This is a genomic window from Stenotrophomonas sp. SBJS02 (assembly GCF_020428325.2).
Classification (GTDB): Bacteria; Pseudomonadota; Gammaproteobacteria; order Xanthomonadales; family Xanthomonadaceae; genus Stenotrophomonas; species Stenotrophomonas africana.
In genome coordinates this window covers 1,200,107-1,215,592 of record NZ_CP109812.1, presented here as the reverse complement: position 1 = coordinate 1,215,592, position 15,486 = coordinate 1,200,107, and the positions used below count along the sequence as shown (strand labels likewise).

Sequence of the window (15,486 nt, the reverse complement as noted above, 5' to 3'; positions counted from 1 at the left end):
CTGGTTTCGACACCCGCTGGATGATCGCCGATCCCGAGGCCGTGCAGGAATGCCGTAGATCCACGCCATGCGTGGGCGCTCTGGCCCCGTCCGTTACCCCGGCAGCTGCAGCTCCGCCCGCAGGCCGCCACCCTCGCGGTTGAGCAGCCGCAGCGAGCCGCCCAGCGACTGCGCCAGCTGCACCGCGATGGCCAGGCCCAGGCCAGTCCCGCCGGTACCGCGATTGCGCGAGCTTTCCAGTCGGTGGAACGGCGCCAGCACTGCCTGCAGCTGGTCCTCGGGAATGCCCGGGCCACGGTCGGAAATGCTGATCCACACCCTTCCGGCCCCATCGCGACCCGCCTCGATCTCGGCGGCACCGGCGTAACGCAACGCGTTGTCGACCAGATTGCCGACCACCCGGCGCAGCGGCTGCGGCCAGGTCTGCACGACCAGTCCAGCCGGCGCACCACCACTGACCGGCTTGCCCATATCCTCGTAATCGCCGACCACACTGGCCAGGAATGCGCCCAGGTCCATCGCCACCGGCGCGCCACTGGCGACGTGGCTGCTGCGCGCATAGGACACGCCCTCACGCACCAGTTGACCCAGGTGATCGAGGTCGGCCAGCAGCCGCTGCTGGGTGCTGTCTTCAGGCAGGGTCTCCACCCGAAGCTTCATGCGCGTGATGGGAGTCTGCAGGTCATGCGAGATCGCGGCCAGGATCTGCAGGCGCTCACTGACATGGCCACGAATGCGTGCCTGCAGTGCATTGAGTGCGGCCGCCGCACCGCCTACTTCCGCAGGACCATCTTCAGGCAGTGCGGGCCCGTCCTTGCCCGGCTGCAGATGCTCCACCGCATGCGACAGCTGCTGCAGCGGGCGCATGGCCAGGCGCACCGCCAGCCACGCGCAGACCAGCAGCAGCGCCAGCTGCAGCAGCAGCACGGCGGGCAGCCAACGCGCCAGCGGCAGGCCCGACGAGGTGACTTCAATGGTCACGGGGGTACCGTCGTGCAGGCGCAGTTCCACCTCGAACCGCTCCGGCAGGCGAGCCACCTGACGCGCCTGCAACGGATAGCGGTGCTGCAGGCTGTCGTCGATGATCGCCGTGACCTGGCGTGCACGATCGGTCTGCAGCCCTGGTCCGGCCGCGGCCGGGCGCAGCAGGTAACGGTAGGTGCGCCGCTCCAGCCGAGGCACCCAGGCATCGCGTTGCGCCGCAGGCAGGTGCTCCAGCAGCGCGACACTGACCGCCACATCCTCATCGAGGTTGCGCAGCATCATGCTGCGGGTGGACTGGTAACGTTCGAAGAACAGCAGGCCGAAGGACAGTGCGTGGGCCAGGGCCAGTCCGCCCAGCAGCACCAGCAGCAGCCGCGCCGACAGCGTGCGCGGCCAGCGTGGACGGCGTGCGCCGATGTTCATTCGTCCGGCCCCAGCAACTGCACCGGCACGCTGAACACATAGCCTTCGCTGCGCACGGTCTTGATGTAGGTCGGCTCGCGTGCGTCGTCACCCAGGCGCTGCCGCACGCGGCTGACCAGCAGGTCGATCGAGCGATCGAACAGTTCGGCATCGCGGCCCTGGGTGAGGCTGAGCAGCTGGTCGCGGCTGAGCACCCGATTGGCGTGATCAAGGAACACGCGCAACAGGCGGAACTCGGCGCCACTGAGCGGATACGCGGTGTCCTGCGCATCCAGCAGATGGCGTGCAGTGGTGTCCAGGCGCCACTCGCCGAAGGCCAGCTGGCGACCTGCTTCGCTCACCTGCAGGTTCGGCGGCAGCATCCGGGTGCGGCGGATCACTGCATTGATGCGTGCCAGCAGTTCGCGCGAAGAGAAGGGTTTGGTCACGTAGTCGTCAGCACCCATTTCCAGGCCGATGATGCGATCGGTCTCGTCGTCGCGGGCAGTCAGCAGCACCACCGGCACCGCACGATGCTTGCCGGCGCGCAGGTTGCGGCACAGGCTCAGTCCATCCTCGCCCGGCATCATCACGTCCAGCACCACCAGATCCACGGCATGGGTATCCATCAGCGCGCGCATCGCCCGGCCACCGTCGGCCTGGTTCACGCGCAGGCCGTTGCGTTGCAGGTAGTCAGCCAGCATCTGGCGGATCTCGCTGTCATCGTCGACGACCAGGATATGCGGTACGTGGTTCATTGCGTTCTCGATGAAGGCAGGGGGACAGCGCCGCGCGGCGCGGCCATGGTAGCGCGGCTCAGGGGTTGGCCAGCAGGCGCTGGATCTCGCTTTCGGTACGTGCGTAGTCGCCCTCGCCGTAATGGCGGTAGACCACACGCCCCTGCCGGTCGAGCAGGTACAGCGCGGGCCAGAAGCGGTTGCCCCAGGCGTTCCAGATCCGGTACTGGTTGTCCTGCACCACCGGCCAGGTGATATCCAACCGTGCGATGGCCTTGCGCACGTTGCCAGGCAGCCCTTCATAGGCGAACTCCGGCGTATGCACGCCGATCACCCTCAGGCCCTGCGGCGCGTACCGTGCATGCCACTGGTGGACATACGGCGCCACGTTGAGGCAGTTGCTGCAGGTGTAGGTCCAGAACTCAACCAGCACCACCTGCCCCCGCAACTGCGTCAGCGTGAGCGGTGGGCTGTTGTGCCAGGGCCCGCCACCGTTGAACCCCGCCATCGGTACTGCATCGAGCGGCTGCGCGCCGGCATCCGCACCGGGCCATGCCAGTAACAACGCCGCTCCGCCCAGCAGGCCCAGCAACAGCGGCAATGCGTACCCTCGCAGTGCGGCCATCGCTCAGCCACCCTGCTCGGCCAGCGGCAGTTCCGCCGGCTTCACCCCCGCTGCTTCCAGGATGCTGTCGGCCACCTGCGCTGGATGCGAAAGCAGCGACACATGGCTGCTGCCGACCGATTGCAGTTGTGCACCAATGCGACGTGCGGTCGCGGCCTGCAGCTGCGGCGACAGCATGCGGTCATCGCGGCTGAGTACGTACCAGCTCGGCTTGCTGCGCCACGCCGCAACGTTCACCACCTCGCCGAGCGCGCTGGCCTTCAACGGGACCTGCGTGCTGTACAGCAGTGCGGCCGACTTTTTCATCACGTCCGGCGCGAAGTCCTGGGCGATGGCATCCGCCGGCAAGGTCAGGTAGCCATCCCTTTCCTGCAGTCGGGCCAGGCCCGGACCAACCGGGAAACCTTCGCCCTGTTGCGCCGAAGATTGCCCGGCATCCGGCGCGAAGGCGGCCACGTACACCAGCGCCTGTACTTTCGGGTCATTGCCCGCTTCGGTGATGACCGTGCCACCCCAGCTATGGCCGACCAGCACCACCTTGCCGGGCGCGGCGGCAATCGCGCGGCGGGTGGCGGCGACGTCGTCGGCCAACGAGGTGAGCGGATTCTGTACGGCCACCGCCGGCAGCTTCCAGTCATGCAGGGTGCTGATGACCTTGCTCCAGCTGGAGCCATCGGCGAAGGCGCCGTGCACCAGGATGACGGTGGGCGGTGCAGCCGTATCGGCCCGGGCAGCGAAGACGGGGCGGGGGGGGGCGGGGCGGCGGCGGCGGCGGCGCCGGCAACGGCGAGCGCGGCGGCAAGCAGCGAGGTACGGATCATGGGTGACACTCCGGTGTTGGGAGTAGCCATTTCCGCCTGCCGGTGTATCGCCGCTGTTTCTCCGTAGCGCGGAGTTGTACCGGACTGTAGAGCGCGGGCGGTTTCTACAGTGGGATACATTCGGGCGCCGGTCCTGGCTGGGCGCTGCCGGGTGGATATCGCTCCCCGCATGCGGGCGCGCAACGCCCGATGTGCATCAACGCATCGTCTTTGTATCTGACTGTACGAAACCCCGGCCGCGACCACAGTCGCTGACAAAACCCCAGGCAACGGCACACGTTGCCGATACCTGCGCCGCCTGGAATGGCCTTCATCGACCACTGGCCCGCAGGACACCACCATGATCAGCACCGCCTCTTCCGTGTATACCCCCCGCCTGGATGCCGTCGGCCGCTGGCTGTCACCCCTGGCGCTGCGCACCCTGCTGGCCTGGGAGTTCTTTGAATCCGGCCGCGAGAAGCTGGGCGGTCAGAACTGGTTCGCCGATCTGGAAGGCCGCTTTCCGTTCCCGTTCTCCACCCTGCCCGCGTCGCTGAACTGGCAGCTGGCCACCTGGCTGGAACTGGTGGGCGCGGTGATGCTGCTGCTTGGCCTGGCGACGCGCTCGGTGGCCTACATCTTCTGGGTGTTGACCGTGGTCGCCATCGCCGCCGTGCACTGGCCCGACCAATGGAACGGCCTGGGTGAACTCTGGCAGGGCTATGCGATCACCGACCAGGGCTACGGCAACTTCAAACTGCCGCTGCTGTTCCTGGCCATGCTGCTGCCATTGATCCTCAACGGCGGTGGCGCGCTCAGCGTGGACCGGCTGCTGGCCGGCACGCCGCATGCCCCCGCCGGCAATGACGGCCTGGGCTGGGGCGTCAGCCTGATCGCCCTGCTGCTGCCGGTTGCCGCGCTGCTGCCCGGCATCGGCTTCGGCGGTGCCCTGCTCGGCGGTGTGCTGCTGCTGGGCCATCTGCTGCGTCGCCGCCGCGCCGCCTGAGCTGATTCCCCTGTACCCGCGCGTTTCGCTTTCCGTCGCCTCTTCGGCGGCGTCCATCCCGCACGCCCCGCGTGCTTTCCCAAGGAGTCACCACCATGTCCGTCTCGACCAAGAACACCCCCTCCTCCCGCCTGCCGCGCATCGGTGCCATCGGCATCGCCCTGGCCGGTGGCCTGCTGCTGGCCGGCCAGGCCGCCGCGATCCAACCGCTGGCGATCAGCGCGGTGGCCATGAGCGCCGCCGCCGAAGGCAAGTGCGGTGAAGGCAAGTGCGGGGCCAACAAGGCCACCACCGGCAAGCCCGCTGGCAAGGCCAAGGTGGCCGAGGGCCAGTGTGGCGAAGGCAAGTGCGGCGACGCCTCGTTTGCCCGCACCGACCGTGACCGCGACGGCAAGGTCTCGCGCGCCGAGTTCAACGCTGTGGCCGCCAAGCGTGCCGCCGAGTTCGACCGCATCGACACCGATCACGACGGCTACATCAGCGAGCAGGAAGCGCACGACTACCTGCGCAGCGTTTACACCGCCAACGGCAAGCCGATGCCAAAGGGCCTGTTCTCCCGAGTCGCCGATTGATCGACGTTCACCCGGCGCCGCCTTCGAGGCGGCGCCCTCCCTCTGGAGCATCCGCCATGTCCCTGCCCCTGCCTTTCAATGCCGCCGGTCTTGGCCTGCGCCGTGGCCTGATCGACGAACTGCTGGCAATGCCGGCCGGTGCCATCGACTTCCTCGAAGTCTCCCCCGACAACTGGATCGGCGTCGGCGGTGCACACGGCGCCGCGCTGCGCCAACTCAGCGAGCGCCACCCCTTGACCTGCCACGGACTGTCACTGTCGCTGGGCGGTCCTGATCCACTGGACCGCACCCTGCTGGCACAGACCCGTGCCTTCCTCGACGTGCACCAGGTGCAGCTGTACAGCGAACACCTGAGCTACTGCGCCGCCGGTGGCCATCTCTACGATCTGCTGCCACTGCCGTTCACCGCCGAGGCCGTACACCATGTGGCCGGCCGCATCGCCCAGGTACAGGACGTGCTGGGCCGGCGCATCGCGGTGGAGAACATCTCCTACTACGCCGTTGCCGGCGCGGACTTGAGCGAGATCGACTTCATCAACGCCGTGCTCGCCGAAGCCGACTGCGACCTGCTGCTGGACGTCAACAACGTCTTCGTCAACGCCTGCAACAACGGTTACGACGCCTTCGAATTCCTGGCCCGCGTGCCGTCCCACCGTGTCGCCTCGCTGCACGTGGCGGGCCACTTCGATGAAGACGATGGCTTCAAGATCGACACCCACGGCGCGCCGGTGAAAAGTGTGGTCTGGGCGCTATTGCGCGAGGCCTATGCGCGGGTGGGCGTACGCCCCACGCTGCTCGAACGCGACTTCAACTTCCCGTCGCTTGCAGAACTGCTGGGCGAGGTTGCGCAGATCCGCCAAGCGCAGGCCGAGGCATGTTTGCCCGAGGTGGCCCATGTCTGAGTCGCTGGCTACGCTGCAACGGCGCTGGGCCGATCATGTGCGGGACCCGTCGATGCCTGCGCCCGATGGCGTCGAGGCACGGCGGATGGCGGTCTACCGCCGCCTGTGCATCGACAGTCTGGACAGCCTGCTGGCGGGCAGCCTGCCGCGGTTGAAGTCGCAGCTGGGCGATGCCTGCTGGCGCGACACAGTGGAGCACTACTACGCCAGCCACGCCTGTCACACCCCGCTGTTCCCACGGATCGCCGGCGAGTTCGCGGGCTGGCTGGCGGTGCAGGACACGCTGGCGCTGCCGGCCTGGGCAGCGGAACTTGCGCACTACGAGAGCACGCAGCAGTCGCTGCACATTGAAGCGCGCGCCGCCGGGCGTTCGCTACACCGCGTTCCGGTGGACAGTGATGTGCTGGCGGTTTCGCCGTTGGTGCGGGTGCTGGGCTACCAGTGGCCGGTACATGAGGACGGGGCGCTGGAGCCGGTGCTGGATACAGCTCCTGTGCTGCTGATGATGCGCCGCATGCCTGAATTCAGCCTGCAGGTCGACGAACTGTCACCGCTGGCCTACGCGCTGCTGTCGGTCTTCAGCGATGACGGCACGCGTGTGGATGACGTATTGCAGACCGTGGCTGAAGCACATGGTGTTGCGCCGGATGAGCTGCGTGCGGCCTGCATTCCAGTGCTGAGCGAACTCTGCACGGCCGGCGTTCTGGTTGCGTCGACTCATCTCCGGGAATGCCGGCCAGCGGCCGGCACTACCCCTTCTCCATTCTTCGAGGCCTGACCATGACTGTTTCCAACACGTACTTCCTGCACGGCTGGCGCCTGTTCGTGGCCATCGCGGCGGTACTGATCGCCTTCGCGCTGGGCGCGTTCGCCCTGCATGCCGATGTGGCCGAGGGCAGCCGAGCTGCGATCCGGGTCACTGCACGCACATCGTTCCTACTGTTCCTGGCGGCATACACGGCATCGTCGTTCGCCAGCCTTCTGCCGGGCCCGTTCACCCGTTTCCTGTTGCGCGAGCGTCGCATTGTCGGGCTGTCGTTCGCGTTCTCGCACCTGCTGCATGCAGTGGCGATCACCACCTTCGGCATCCTCAACCCTGCGTTCTGGCCAGCGCGCTCGGTCCTGGCCAACCTGCCGGGCACAGTGGGCTACGTCGCCATCCTCGCCTTGGCCATCACTTCGCACCGTGGCATCGCCCGCCGCATGGGCCCCACCGCGTGGCGTCGCCTGCACGTGATCGGCATGTGGATCATCGCGGCGGTGTTTACTTACTCGTACTTCAAGCGCGTGCCGGGCAACTTCTGGTATGCGGTGCCGTCGGCGCTGCTGTTCACCGCCTTCGTGGTGCGCTGGATCGCCAAGCGGGCGCAGGCGCTGCGCCGAAGTGCGCATGCGCGCCCCGCGCAGTTGGGCACAGAGTCAGAGCCCTTCGCCGGTGGCAAAGGGATCTGACCCCAGTAGAGATCACGGCGCGCCGCGCAACGTCACCAGGGTAATCTCCGATGGAACGCCGATGCGCGCCGGGAAACCGGCCCACAGCCCTGCACCGTTGCTCACGTACAGGGTCATGCCGTCCACTTCATAACGCCCGGAGACATAGCCACCGTTGGCCCGCTTCACCAACTGGTCCATGCCGATGATCTGCCCGCCGTGGGTATGCCCGGACAGCTGCAGCTTCACCCCACGCGCCGCCGCCTCGCGCGCATTGCGCGGGCGATGATCAAGCAGGATCACCGGCGCGGACGGATCGGCACCGGCCAACGCGGCCTCCAGATCCGGCAGCGGCAGGCCGTAGCGCGCGGCCACCGGATCGGTGACACCGGCGATGGTCAGCGCCGCATCGCCGCGCCGCACCTGCAGATGACTGTTCTCCAGCACCTGCATGTGCAGCGCGCGGAACGCCTGCATCCACGCCCGATACTGCGCGTAGTACTCGTGGTTGCCGGTGATGGCGACGACACCGTCCGGCGCCCGCAGGTCCGCGAGTGGGCGCGCGTCGTCACGGCGGGCCTCGACACTGCCGTCGATCAGGTCGCCGGTGATCACGATCAGGTCCGGCGTCAGTGCGTTGCTCTCATCCACTACCCTGCGCACCCAGTCGCCGGTCAGCAGGCGGCTGGCGTGGATGTCGGTCAACTGCAGACGCGATAGCCATCGAACGCGGCAGGCAAGCCGGCAATGCTCACCTCGATCTGCCGGGGTTTGGGTACCACCATTCCCTCGCTGACGCCGTAGCCACTGACCAACAGGGCCAGCAGGGCGGCCGCCGGCCGCAGACTCCGCGTGCGCAACGCGGCTACCGCGCGTGGCCAGCGCAGGAGGCGGGAGGCGAGCAGACCCACATCCAGCGCCAGCATCAGCAACGCCAACAACAACACCGCCGTGGAGCCGGCGGCCAGCGTGGCGATGGCCAGCTTCGGTATCTCCGGCGAGGCCATCGTGCCCCAGAATGTGGCGACGATGCGCAACTGCACGGCAACGCCCACCAGCAGCAGCGACAGCACGACCTTCATCCAGATGGGCATGCGCAGTGGCCAGAACAGGCGCCAGGCCACATAGAGGCCCATCAACAAACCGATCGTACTCAGCACTGCAACCATCCGGGAAAGAAAGCGGGCCCGCCATGGTGACGGTTGCGGAAGATGTTGTGTAGAGCCGAGCCCGTGCTCGGCTGCTCAGGAAGCAGTCGAGCATGGCTCGACGCTACAGAACCCCAGTCGCGCAGGGCTCGACGCTACAGATGGCCCAGGCGTTCAACCCGCAGGCGGGCGATGCGCCGCTTCTCCATCGCCAGTACGGTGATGCGTACTTCCGCAATCTCCACCGCGTCACCAATGTCCGGCAGGCGCCCCAGGCGCTCGAGCACCAGACCGGAGATGGTCATGTAGTCGGCACTGCGCGGCAGCGATATACCTGCCAGGCGCTGCAGGTCGTCCAGGGTCAGCGCGCCATCGGCCTCCCAGCAATCTTCACCCTGGGCGACCACGCCATAGCGCTCGTCCTGGGTGTCGACCAGGTCACCGGCAATGGCCGCCAGCAGGTCGTTGGCGGTCACCAGGCCTTCCACGCTGCCGTACTCGTCCACCGCCACCGCCAACGGCACCGGATGCTGGCGGATCAGCTCCAGCGCCTGCAGCGCACTGGCGCTGGACAGCACGTACTGCGGCTCGCGCAGGTTGCCTTCCAGCTGCAGCGGCTTGCCCTGCAGCAGATCGGCCAGCAGGTCGCGGCTCTGCACCACGCCACGCAGGCTGTCCAGATCACCGTCGCCCACCAGCAGGCGGGTATGCGGCGACGCCACCAGGCGGGCCACCACATCCTCCTGCCCACGCGCCAGGTCGATCCACTGCACGTCGGCACGCACGGTCATCACGCTCGACACCGGGCGATCGGCCAGGCCCAGCACGCTGCGGATCATCTCGTGCTCCGCCGGCTGCAGGCGCTCTTCGGCATCGACGTGTTCGTCTGCGGCTTCGTCGTCGTGGCCATTGGCCGGGCGCGCACCCAGCATGCGCAGCACAGCATCGGCCGTGCGCTGCCGGAACGGCTGGCGGCGCTCGTTGCGCTCACGGTTGAAGCGCACCCACTGGTTGAATGCTTCGACCAGGATCGAGAAGGCGATCGCCGCGTACAGGTAGCCCTTCGGAATCTTGTAGCCCAGGCCTTCGGCCACCAGGCTGAAACCGATCATCAGCAGGAAGCCCAGGCACAGCACCACCACCGTGGGATGCTTGTTGACGAAGCGGGTCAGCGGCTTGCTGGCCAACAGCATGAGCGCCATCGCAATGGTCACTGCGGCATACATCACGCCCAGGTTGTCGACCATGCCCACCGCGGTGATCACCGAGTCCAGCGAGAACACCGCATCGAGCACCACGATCTGCACCACGACCATCGCGAAGCTGGCATAGACCTTCTTGCCATCCTCGTGGTGCTCGCGGCCTTCCAGCCGTTCGTGCAGCTCCATGGTGCCCTTGAACAGCAGGAACAGGCCACCGCCCAGCAGGATCAGGTCACGCCCGGAGAAGCTGTGGTCGAACAGCGTCAGCAGTGGCTCGGTCAGTTTCATGATCCAGGCCAGCGCGGCCAGCAGCACCAGCCGCATCAGCAGGGCCAGCGCCAGGCCGATCACCCGCGCGCGGTCACGCTGGTGCGGCGGCAGTTTGTCGGCAAGGATCGCGATGAACACAAGGTTGTCGATGCCGAGAACGATCTCCAGCACGACCAGGGTTGCAAGGCCCATCCATATCGAGGGGTCAGCCAACCATTCCATTTCAGGTCCGTTTCGTCAGTAGGTAAGGGAAAAGGGAAAGCACTCAGTCAGCGTCCTGCGCCTGGGTCGGGTCATGCCCGAGCAGCTCACCGGGCGTGCACTGCAGCTCACGGCAGATCGCATCGAGTGTGGAAAAGCGGATGGCGCGCGCCTTGCCGGTTTTCAGGATCGACAGGTTGGCCAGAGTGATGTCGATGCGCCCGGCCAGCTCGGACAGGGTCATGCCCCGTTCCTGCAGCATGCGGTCCAGGGTGATGACGATCGCCATCAGATGACACCATCGAGGTCATCGCGCATCGCCGCACCCACGGCGAACACGCGTGCCAGCACGAACAGCATCAGCACCGCGACCAGGCCGGTAATCGACATGCCGCCGCCCACCTCCATCCAGGTGAAGTCCGGCCCCATCCAGGCGGCATAAGCGCCGATCAGGATCGACAGCACCTCCATCGACAGCATCAGCCACGCCATGCGTTGCAGGCGCTGTGCATTGGCGTGGGTGAACGGCCGCTCGCGCGCCGCCGACGTCAGCAGCCGCAGCAGATGGCCCAGGAACACCAGGCACAGCACCAGCAGCGCGACGATCGCACCCAGTCCAAGGCAGAAATGCAGGAACAGATCGTTGCCATGCGCGGCGGCGGCAGCGGTATCGTGCACGCTGTCGAGCAGCCAGCGGCGGTCGTGGGCGACCAGTGGCACGGCCAGCAGTGCGGCCAGGATGCCCAGCCAGCACATCGCCCGGACGGCCTGTACGGCGGCCTGGGCCAGGGTGAACAAGCCTCGCGCGGGTCTGGCGCGGGCGGGACGAGCGGTCAAGCGGCCTCCGGCGTTGGGGCAGCATCGCCGCCCCGGGGTGAATTTATCGATAAACGATATACCACACGCCGCGTGAAAGTCTGAATCTGGAACGTGGCCCCTGTCAGGGCCCAGGCGCGCCCTGTTCCAGCATCGCTTCGCCCGGGGCCGCCGAGGCCATCGCCTGCACGCCGGCCTCAGCCGCCTGCCGCGTGACCAGGCGGAAGCGCACCTGCAGCTTGCCCTGCCCCGGCGTCGCCCAGCCGTACTGGATGGCCACCTGATCGGCCGACAGTGGCCCACGCCCTGGCAGCGACCGTACCTGCAACGGCTTCGGTGCGGCCTGCACCAACCGCGCAAATCCCTTCTGCACGACCGCCGCGTCGGCCTTTTCGGCGTAGACCGTACACGTGCCATCGTCAGCCCAGCTCACCGCATAGCGGCCACTGGCCAGAGGCACCATCCAGGCCACGCCCGATTGCCCATGCAACAGCGTGGCGGCTTCGGCGGGCTGCAGCGGCGACAGCCCATTGGATTCCATCAGCGACTGCAACCGCGCCGGGGCACCGATGTGCTGCATGCAGGCGGTGTCGAACAGCTCGCTGAAGGGATCCTGCCCCGGAGCCTTGGCCTTGGGAGTACGCGCGGGTTGCGCCACCGCCAGGGTGGGCAGGAGGGTCAAAGCCAGCCAGAACGCAGGACGCATCGGGATTCCACGCTACGGAAAACAGCGGGGAGGATGGCAAAGCCCAGGTACGCCGCGCAATGGCCGCGACGGCCGCCGGCCTCCCTCTGCCAGGTCAGACGGCTATTTCGCCTTCGTCCTCGCCATCCCAGTAGTGGATGCGGCTGGCACGCACGTGAATGAGCACCAGTCCCGGTGTATCCACTCCCTGTTCGAACCAGCGCTCCAGGTCCTTTACCCAGTGCTGGCTCATCGTGGCCCGGTCGCGCACCAGCACAGCCCTGCCCTGCACGTGCACGAACAGCGGCGGCTTACCCAGCAGCGATTTGTTGCCGGAAAAACCCAGCGCAACGGCGGGGTCAGCTTCAATCTCGCGCACCATGTCGGTGTCCTCCGTGGTGAAGAACCAGCTGTCACCGTCGTAGTCCACGTCACCGTTGTTGCTCATTGGACGACCCGCGATCTCTCCATCCGCGTGGGTCTGCAGCAGGGTGAAATCAATGCCAGCCATTTTCTTGGCCAGTTCGGGCAGGGTGAGCTGGGTCATGGCGTCGTCCTTCTTCGGATGGAATCCCAGCGTCTGCGCGGAGCAGTGACCGAAGCGTGGATGAGCAGTTGCGGCCTCTTCACAGAAGACGAGATAGGGCGCATGGCACGTGTGTGACGCATTCCTCACCACCACACTGGCGTTAACAGCAGATGGAGGAATGGCCCTGCACGCCGCGACGCGCCTCTAACGGGGGGCTGCCCGAGAATCGCGCAACCCCGTGGCATGACCGGCATGGCTGCCGGCGTGCACGCTGCGACTTCTCCGCAACCGCATGGCCTCCACATGGACCTGTTCGCCTGGCTCGCGTTCGGCTGTTACCTGTTGGCGTTCTTCATTGTCTCGCTATTTGCTGCCGCCTATCTGAAGCGCTCCGACTTCATGCCCTACCACGGCCAGGCCGTGGGCATGCCGTGGACCGAGATCGAGCCGCGCATGCAGGTGCTGCTGATGGCACTCATCCGCGTGGTCGGCGCCGGTTGGATCGCACTGGCCGGCGCTGGCGTGATGCTGGCCTGACTGATCTTCATCGGGGGTCACTTCGCACTGCCGCAGCTGCTGGCGTTCCAGCTGTTCTGCCTGGTCGCCACCGTGCCGCCGGTCCTGGTCGCCGCCGGCGTGCGACGGCGTACCGGTGCGCGTACACCGGTGCCCGCCGGCGCCATGGTGGTACTGCTGTCGGTCATCGGATTCGTGCTGGCCCTGTTGTCGCTACCGCTGTGACTTCCCTTTCTCTCCCCTCCCCCACGAGGCTCCACGATGAATCCCGAATCGATCTTCTACAGCGTGGTCAACGGTGATCTGCCGCCCTCCCGGGCGGGTACTCTGCTCGGCTGGCGATTCGTCGACTACGACGACGCACTGCGCCGCATCCAGGTCGAATTCGAGGCTGGCCAGGTGCTGACCAATCCGATGGGCAACGTGCAGGGCGGCTTCCTGTCAGCGATGCTCGACGACTGCATGGGGCCGGCGATCTACGCCACACTGCCCGCCAACCGCATCGCGGTCACGGTGGAATCCAAGACCAGTTTCGTCAGTCCGGCACGACCAGGACGCATCATCGGTTGGGGCGAAGTCGAGCACAGCAAAGGCAGCATCGCCTTCACGCGTGGCTGGCTGACCGACCCGGCAGGCAAGGTACTGGCCACCGCCACCGCCACCTTCCGGGTGGGTGCGCTGCGGTGGCGTGGCTTCTCGTTACCCCGTCCCATAGCGCGCCGGATGATTGCTCGGACGCTGCGGCGCGTGCATGCACGCATCGGCTGACGCGTGCCCTCAACGCGTGATGCGAGCGCCAACCGCCACCCGTACCCGATCGCGTCCCTGTGCCTTGGCCCGGTAATACATGGCCGCATCGGCGGCACGCAGCAGGGTGCGCCAGCCCAGTGCGTCGGTGCCGCCCTCGGCAACGCCGAAACTGGCGGTCACCCGCAGCACGGTCCCGCCGGCCAGCGCGATGTCCATCTGCTGCAGGGCCAATCGCAATGACTCGGCCAGCTGGCGGCCACCGGCCAGATCGCCGTCGGCCAGCAGCACCAGGAACTCCTCGCCGCCATAACGGGCGATGCTGTCGCTGCGGCGCAGGTGGTGCTGCAGCAACTGCGCCACCTGCACCAGCACTTCGTCGCCGGCTTCATGGCCATGGCCATCGTTGATCGCCTTGAAGCGATCCACATCCAGCAGGATCACCACGGCGTTTGCATCGCCCTCCGCGTGTCTCTGCTGCACCACTTCATCCAGCGCGCGCCGGTTCAACAATCCGGTCAGCTCGTCGGTGCCAGCGAGCTGGCGCAGTTCGCTGGTCAGTGCCGAGCGCTCGCGCGATTTCTCACGCAGTACTTCGATGGCGTCGAATAGGCGCTGCATCTCGGCCAGCGGATGGGTGACATGCTGCTCCGGGCCGGGTGCATCCGAGGCGAGCTGGATCACCTGCTTCTGCGCCTGCAGCAACGGCTGCAGGATCTGCAGGTGGGCGATGCGCAGGGCCACGCCCAGCACCACCAGCGTGCCCAGCGCGGTCGCCGCCAGCACCGCCAGGCGCATGGCCTCGCGATTGCGGGTGCGTTCGAAGCGGGCGATGGACACGCTCAGGTAGCCATCGCGCAACGCCTCAAGCGACTGCAGGGTGGGCACGTAGCGCGTGGTGAACTCGGCCGCGGTCCACGGCGGTGGTACGCCACGGCGGCCATCCTCGATCAACTGCTCGATCATCGGCAGCGATTCACCGAAGAACTGCCGACGTGCCATGTCCCAGTGCCATGACAATGCCGCGTCACTGCGGAACACCGACTCATGGCTGACCGCCAACCGCCACAGTTCCAGCAGGCGGCCCTCGGTCTGCTGCGCAGCGCGCACCTGTTCCTCGCGCCATGCCCCCGGCACCGCCACCGGCGCCATCACGTTCGACGCCAGGCGGCCGCCATGCTCGCGAAGATCCATCAGTACCTGGCCCTGCATCGCCGGAATCGCCGCTTCACGGTCGGCACTGACCAGCACGTTGATCTGCGCCGAAGTCAGCAGGTGCAGGCGATCAACCACGGCGAACATGCCGCTGATCGCACGCTCCACCTCTTCCACCCGGCGCGCACCGTGCGGCTGCGCCGCCATCCGGTCCACCGCGGCGCGCGCGACCGCAGGCGACGTTGCGCGTCGGCCAGCAGGCCATGCTCATCCACCACGCCCGGGTCGTTCTTGAGTACGGTGTCCAGCTGCAGCATAGCGGTGTCGACCCGCCTGCGCGCGGCCGCCAGCTGCGCGGCCAGCCGCGCCCGTTCGGCGGCGTCGGCCGGGTCAGCCCCCAGCAGGCTGTTGGCCGGGCCGCGCTCGGCCGAAGCCAGATTTGCCAGATCGAAGGTCTGCCGCAACTGGCGCAGGCTGGCCAGGTTCTCTTCGGCGGCGGTGTAGCGCAGCGTGCCCTGGACCAGAGCGATGGCCATCAACGGCAACGTGCACACCACGAACAGCCCAGCCAGGATCCAGACCCAGGTCCGCAACCTGATGGGCGATGCCTTGCCGGCCATGCAGAATTCCCCTGAAGTGCGGCTCACTGTAGCGAGCGGCTCCGGCGCCGCCAAGCCAGCGCCGTACGATCCGCAGGGGGGGGATATAGCGCAGCGCGCGCGAACGCGCCGACAACGCCGGCGCCCCCCGTCCAGCCG

The 15,486-nt window shown here is 67.2% G+C and carries 16 protein-coding genes and 3 pseudogenes; 8 read left to right on the top strand and 11 right to left on the bottom strand.

What is annotated here, in order from left to right; genetic code table 11:
- Nucleotides 1–93: 93 nt before the first annotated feature.
- The 4 genes and pseudogenes from FQS62_RS05725 to FQS62_RS05710 all read right to left on the bottom strand — a co-directional run bounded on the left by FQS62_RS05725 (nucleotide 94) and on the right by FQS62_RS05710 (nucleotide 3,569).
- Entirely contained in the window at nucleotides 94–1,407 is a 1,314-nt protein-coding gene (locus tag FQS62_RS05725; RefSeq protein ID WP_208043407.1) for an ATP-binding protein, read from the bottom strand.
- Nucleotides 1,404–2,144, bottom strand: coding sequence for a response regulator (locus FQS62_RS05720; RefSeq protein WP_208043408.1), 741 nt, complete (start codon nucleotides 2,142–2,144; stop codon nucleotides 1,404–1,406). The genes FQS62_RS05725 and FQS62_RS05720 overlap by 4 nt, the downstream gene beginning before the upstream one ends.
- 58 nt (nucleotides 2,145–2,202) lie before the next feature.
- The gene (locus FQS62_RS05715; RefSeq protein WP_208043409.1) at nucleotides 2,203–2,748 is read right to left on the bottom strand and encodes a redoxin family protein; all 546 of its coding nucleotides are present in this window, start codon (nucleotides 2,746–2,748) and stop codon (nucleotides 2,203–2,205) included.
- 3 nt (nucleotides 2,749–2,751) lie between these two features.
- Nucleotides 2,752–3,569, bottom strand: a pseudogene (locus FQS62_RS05710) (alpha/beta hydrolase).
- A 340-nt stretch (nucleotides 3,570–3,909) separates the two neighbouring features.
- Between FQS62_RS05710 and FQS62_RS05705 the strand changes: the two are divergent.
- The 5 genes from FQS62_RS05705 (at nucleotide 3,910) to FQS62_RS05685 (ending at nucleotide 7,480) form a co-directional block, all read left to right on the top strand.
- Complete coding sequence (locus tag FQS62_RS05705; protein ID WP_208043411.1) at nucleotides 3,910–4,554, top strand: HvfX family Cu-binding RiPP maturation protein; 645 nt, start codon at nucleotides 3,910–3,912, stop codon at nucleotides 4,552–4,554.
- Between the two features lie 95 nt (nucleotides 4,555–4,649).
- The gene (locus FQS62_RS05700; RefSeq protein ID WP_099589053.1) at nucleotides 4,650–5,126 is read left to right on the top strand and encodes an HvfA family oxazolone/thioamide-modified RiPP metallophore; all 477 of its coding nucleotides are present in this window, start codon (nucleotides 4,650–4,652) and stop codon (nucleotides 5,124–5,126) included.
- A 56-nt stretch (nucleotides 5,127–5,182) separates the two neighbouring features.
- Nucleotides 5,183–6,028, top strand: a complete 846-nt coding sequence (locus FQS62_RS05695) for an HvfB family MNIO-type RiPP peptide maturase (RefSeq protein WP_099589052.1) — start codon at nucleotides 5,183–5,185, stop codon at nucleotides 6,026–6,028.
- Complete coding sequence (locus FQS62_RS05690; RefSeq protein ID WP_208043318.1) at nucleotides 6,021–6,806, top strand: HvfC family RiPP maturation protein; 786 nt, start codon at nucleotides 6,021–6,023, stop codon at nucleotides 6,804–6,806. Before FQS62_RS05695 ends, FQS62_RS05690 begins: the two co-directional genes overlap by 8 nt.
- A gap of 2 nt (nucleotides 6,807–6,808) precedes the next feature.
- The gene (locus FQS62_RS05685; RefSeq protein ID WP_208043317.1) at nucleotides 6,809–7,480 is read left to right on the top strand and encodes a ferric reductase-like transmembrane domain-containing protein; all 672 of its coding nucleotides are present in this window, start codon (nucleotides 6,809–6,811) and stop codon (nucleotides 7,478–7,480) included.
- A 12-nt stretch (nucleotides 7,481–7,492) separates the two neighbouring features.
- Here the strand turns inward: FQS62_RS05685 and FQS62_RS22245 are convergent.
- The 6 genes and pseudogenes from FQS62_RS22245 to FQS62_RS05650 all read right to left on the bottom strand — a co-directional run bounded on the left by FQS62_RS22245 (nucleotide 7,493) and on the right by FQS62_RS05650 (nucleotide 12,328).
- Nucleotides 7,493–8,628 (bottom strand): annotated as a pseudogene (locus FQS62_RS22245) (metallophosphoesterase).
- 134 nt (nucleotides 8,629–8,762) lie between these two features.
- Nucleotides 8,763–10,301, bottom strand: a complete 1,539-nt coding sequence (locus FQS62_RS05670; protein ID WP_154348667.1) for a TerC family protein — start codon at nucleotides 10,299–10,301, stop codon at nucleotides 8,763–8,765.
- A gap of 43 nt (nucleotides 10,302–10,344) precedes the next feature.
- On the bottom strand, nucleotides 10,345–10,569 hold the full coding sequence (locus FQS62_RS05665) for a helix-turn-helix domain-containing protein (RefSeq protein WP_057499736.1): 225 nt from the start codon (nucleotides 10,567–10,569) through the stop codon (nucleotides 10,345–10,347).
- A complete protein-coding gene (locus FQS62_RS05660; RefSeq protein WP_099589066.1) occupies nucleotides 10,569–11,036 on the bottom strand; it encodes a DUF2975 domain-containing protein in 468 nt (155 codons plus the stop codon). Before FQS62_RS05660 ends, FQS62_RS05665 begins: the two co-directional genes overlap by 1 nt.
- A gap of 184 nt (nucleotides 11,037–11,220) precedes the next feature.
- Nucleotides 11,221–11,802, bottom strand: a complete 582-nt coding sequence (locus tag FQS62_RS05655; protein WP_208043316.1) for an NMCC_0638 family (lipo)protein — start codon at nucleotides 11,800–11,802, stop codon at nucleotides 11,221–11,223.
- 94 nt (nucleotides 11,803–11,896) lie between these two features.
- Entirely contained in the window at nucleotides 11,897–12,328 is a 432-nt protein-coding gene (locus tag FQS62_RS05650; RefSeq protein ID WP_099589047.1) for a pyridoxamine 5'-phosphate oxidase family protein, read from the bottom strand.
- Nucleotides 12,329–12,613: 285 nt separating this feature from the next.
- Between FQS62_RS05650 and FQS62_RS05645 the strand changes: the two genes are divergently transcribed.
- The 3 genes from FQS62_RS05645 to FQS62_RS05635 all read left to right on the top strand — a co-directional run bounded on the left by FQS62_RS05645 (nucleotide 12,614) and on the right by FQS62_RS05635 (nucleotide 13,594).
- Nucleotides 12,614–12,847, top strand: coding sequence for a hypothetical protein (locus tag FQS62_RS05645; protein WP_226053706.1), 234 nt, complete (start codon nucleotides 12,614–12,616; stop codon nucleotides 12,845–12,847).
- Between the two features lie 72 nt (nucleotides 12,848–12,919).
- On the top strand, nucleotides 12,920–13,051 hold the full coding sequence (locus tag FQS62_RS05640) for a hypothetical protein (RefSeq protein ID WP_262252342.1): 132 nt from the start codon (nucleotides 12,920–12,922) through the stop codon (nucleotides 13,049–13,051).
- Nucleotides 13,052–13,087: 36 nt separating this feature from the next.
- On the top strand, nucleotides 13,088–13,594 hold the full coding sequence (locus FQS62_RS05635; RefSeq protein ID WP_208043315.1) for a PaaI family thioesterase: 507 nt from the start codon (nucleotides 13,088–13,090) through the stop codon (nucleotides 13,592–13,594).
- A gap of 9 nt (nucleotides 13,595–13,603) precedes the next feature.
- On the opposite strand, the pseudogene FQS62_RS05630 reads toward FQS62_RS05635, so the two are convergent.
- Nucleotides 13,604–15,348: pseudogene (locus tag FQS62_RS05630) on the bottom strand (GGDEF domain-containing protein).
- Nucleotides 15,349–15,486 lie beyond the last annotated feature (138 nt).

Bases quoted from the DNA above. Each gene is read 5' to 3' on its own strand.
- FQS62_RS05725 (WP_208043407.1), bottom strand. From the start codon at position 1,407: ATGAACATCGGCGCACGCCGTCCACGCTGGCCGCGCACGCTGTCGGCG.
- FQS62_RS05720 (WP_208043408.1), bottom strand. From the start codon at position 2,144: ATGAACCACGTACCGCATATCCTGGTCGTCGACGATGACAGCGAGATC.
- FQS62_RS05715 (WP_208043409.1), bottom strand. From the start codon at position 2,748: ATGGCCGCACTGCGAGGGTACGCATTGCCGCTGTTGCTGGGCCTGCTG.
- FQS62_RS05705 (WP_208043411.1), top strand. From the start codon at position 3,910: ATGATCAGCACCGCCTCTTCCGTGTATACCCCCCGCCTGGATGCCGTC.
- FQS62_RS05700 (WP_099589053.1), top strand. From the start codon at position 4,650: ATGTCCGTCTCGACCAAGAACACCCCCTCCTCCCGCCTGCCGCGCATC.
- FQS62_RS05695 (WP_099589052.1), top strand. From the start codon at position 5,183: ATGTCCCTGCCCCTGCCTTTCAATGCCGCCGGTCTTGGCCTGCGCCGT.
- FQS62_RS05690 (WP_208043318.1), top strand. From the start codon at position 6,021: ATGTCTGAGTCGCTGGCTACGCTGCAACGGCGCTGGGCCGATCATGTG.
- FQS62_RS05685 (WP_208043317.1), top strand. From the start codon at position 6,809: ATGACTGTTTCCAACACGTACTTCCTGCACGGCTGGCGCCTGTTCGTG.
- FQS62_RS05670 (WP_154348667.1), bottom strand. From the start codon at position 10,301: ATGGAATGGTTGGCTGACCCCTCGATATGGATGGGCCTTGCAACCCTG.
- FQS62_RS05665 (WP_057499736.1), bottom strand. From the start codon at position 10,569: ATGGCGATCGTCATCACCCTGGACCGCATGCTGCAGGAACGGGGCATG.
- FQS62_RS05660 (WP_099589066.1), bottom strand. From the start codon at position 11,036: ATGTGCTGGCTGGGCATCCTGGCCGCACTGCTGGCCGTGCCACTGGTC.
- FQS62_RS05655 (WP_208043316.1), bottom strand. From the start codon at position 11,802: ATGCGTCCTGCGTTCTGGCTGGCTTTGACCCTCCTGCCCACCCTGGCG.
- FQS62_RS05650 (WP_099589047.1), bottom strand. From the start codon at position 12,328: ATGACCCAGCTCACCCTGCCCGAACTGGCCAAGAAAATGGCTGGCATT.
- FQS62_RS05645 (WP_226053706.1), top strand. From the start codon at position 12,614: ATGGACCTGTTCGCCTGGCTCGCGTTCGGCTGTTACCTGTTGGCGTTC.
- FQS62_RS05635 (WP_208043315.1), top strand. From the start codon at position 13,088: ATGAATCCCGAATCGATCTTCTACAGCGTGGTCAACGGTGATCTGCCG.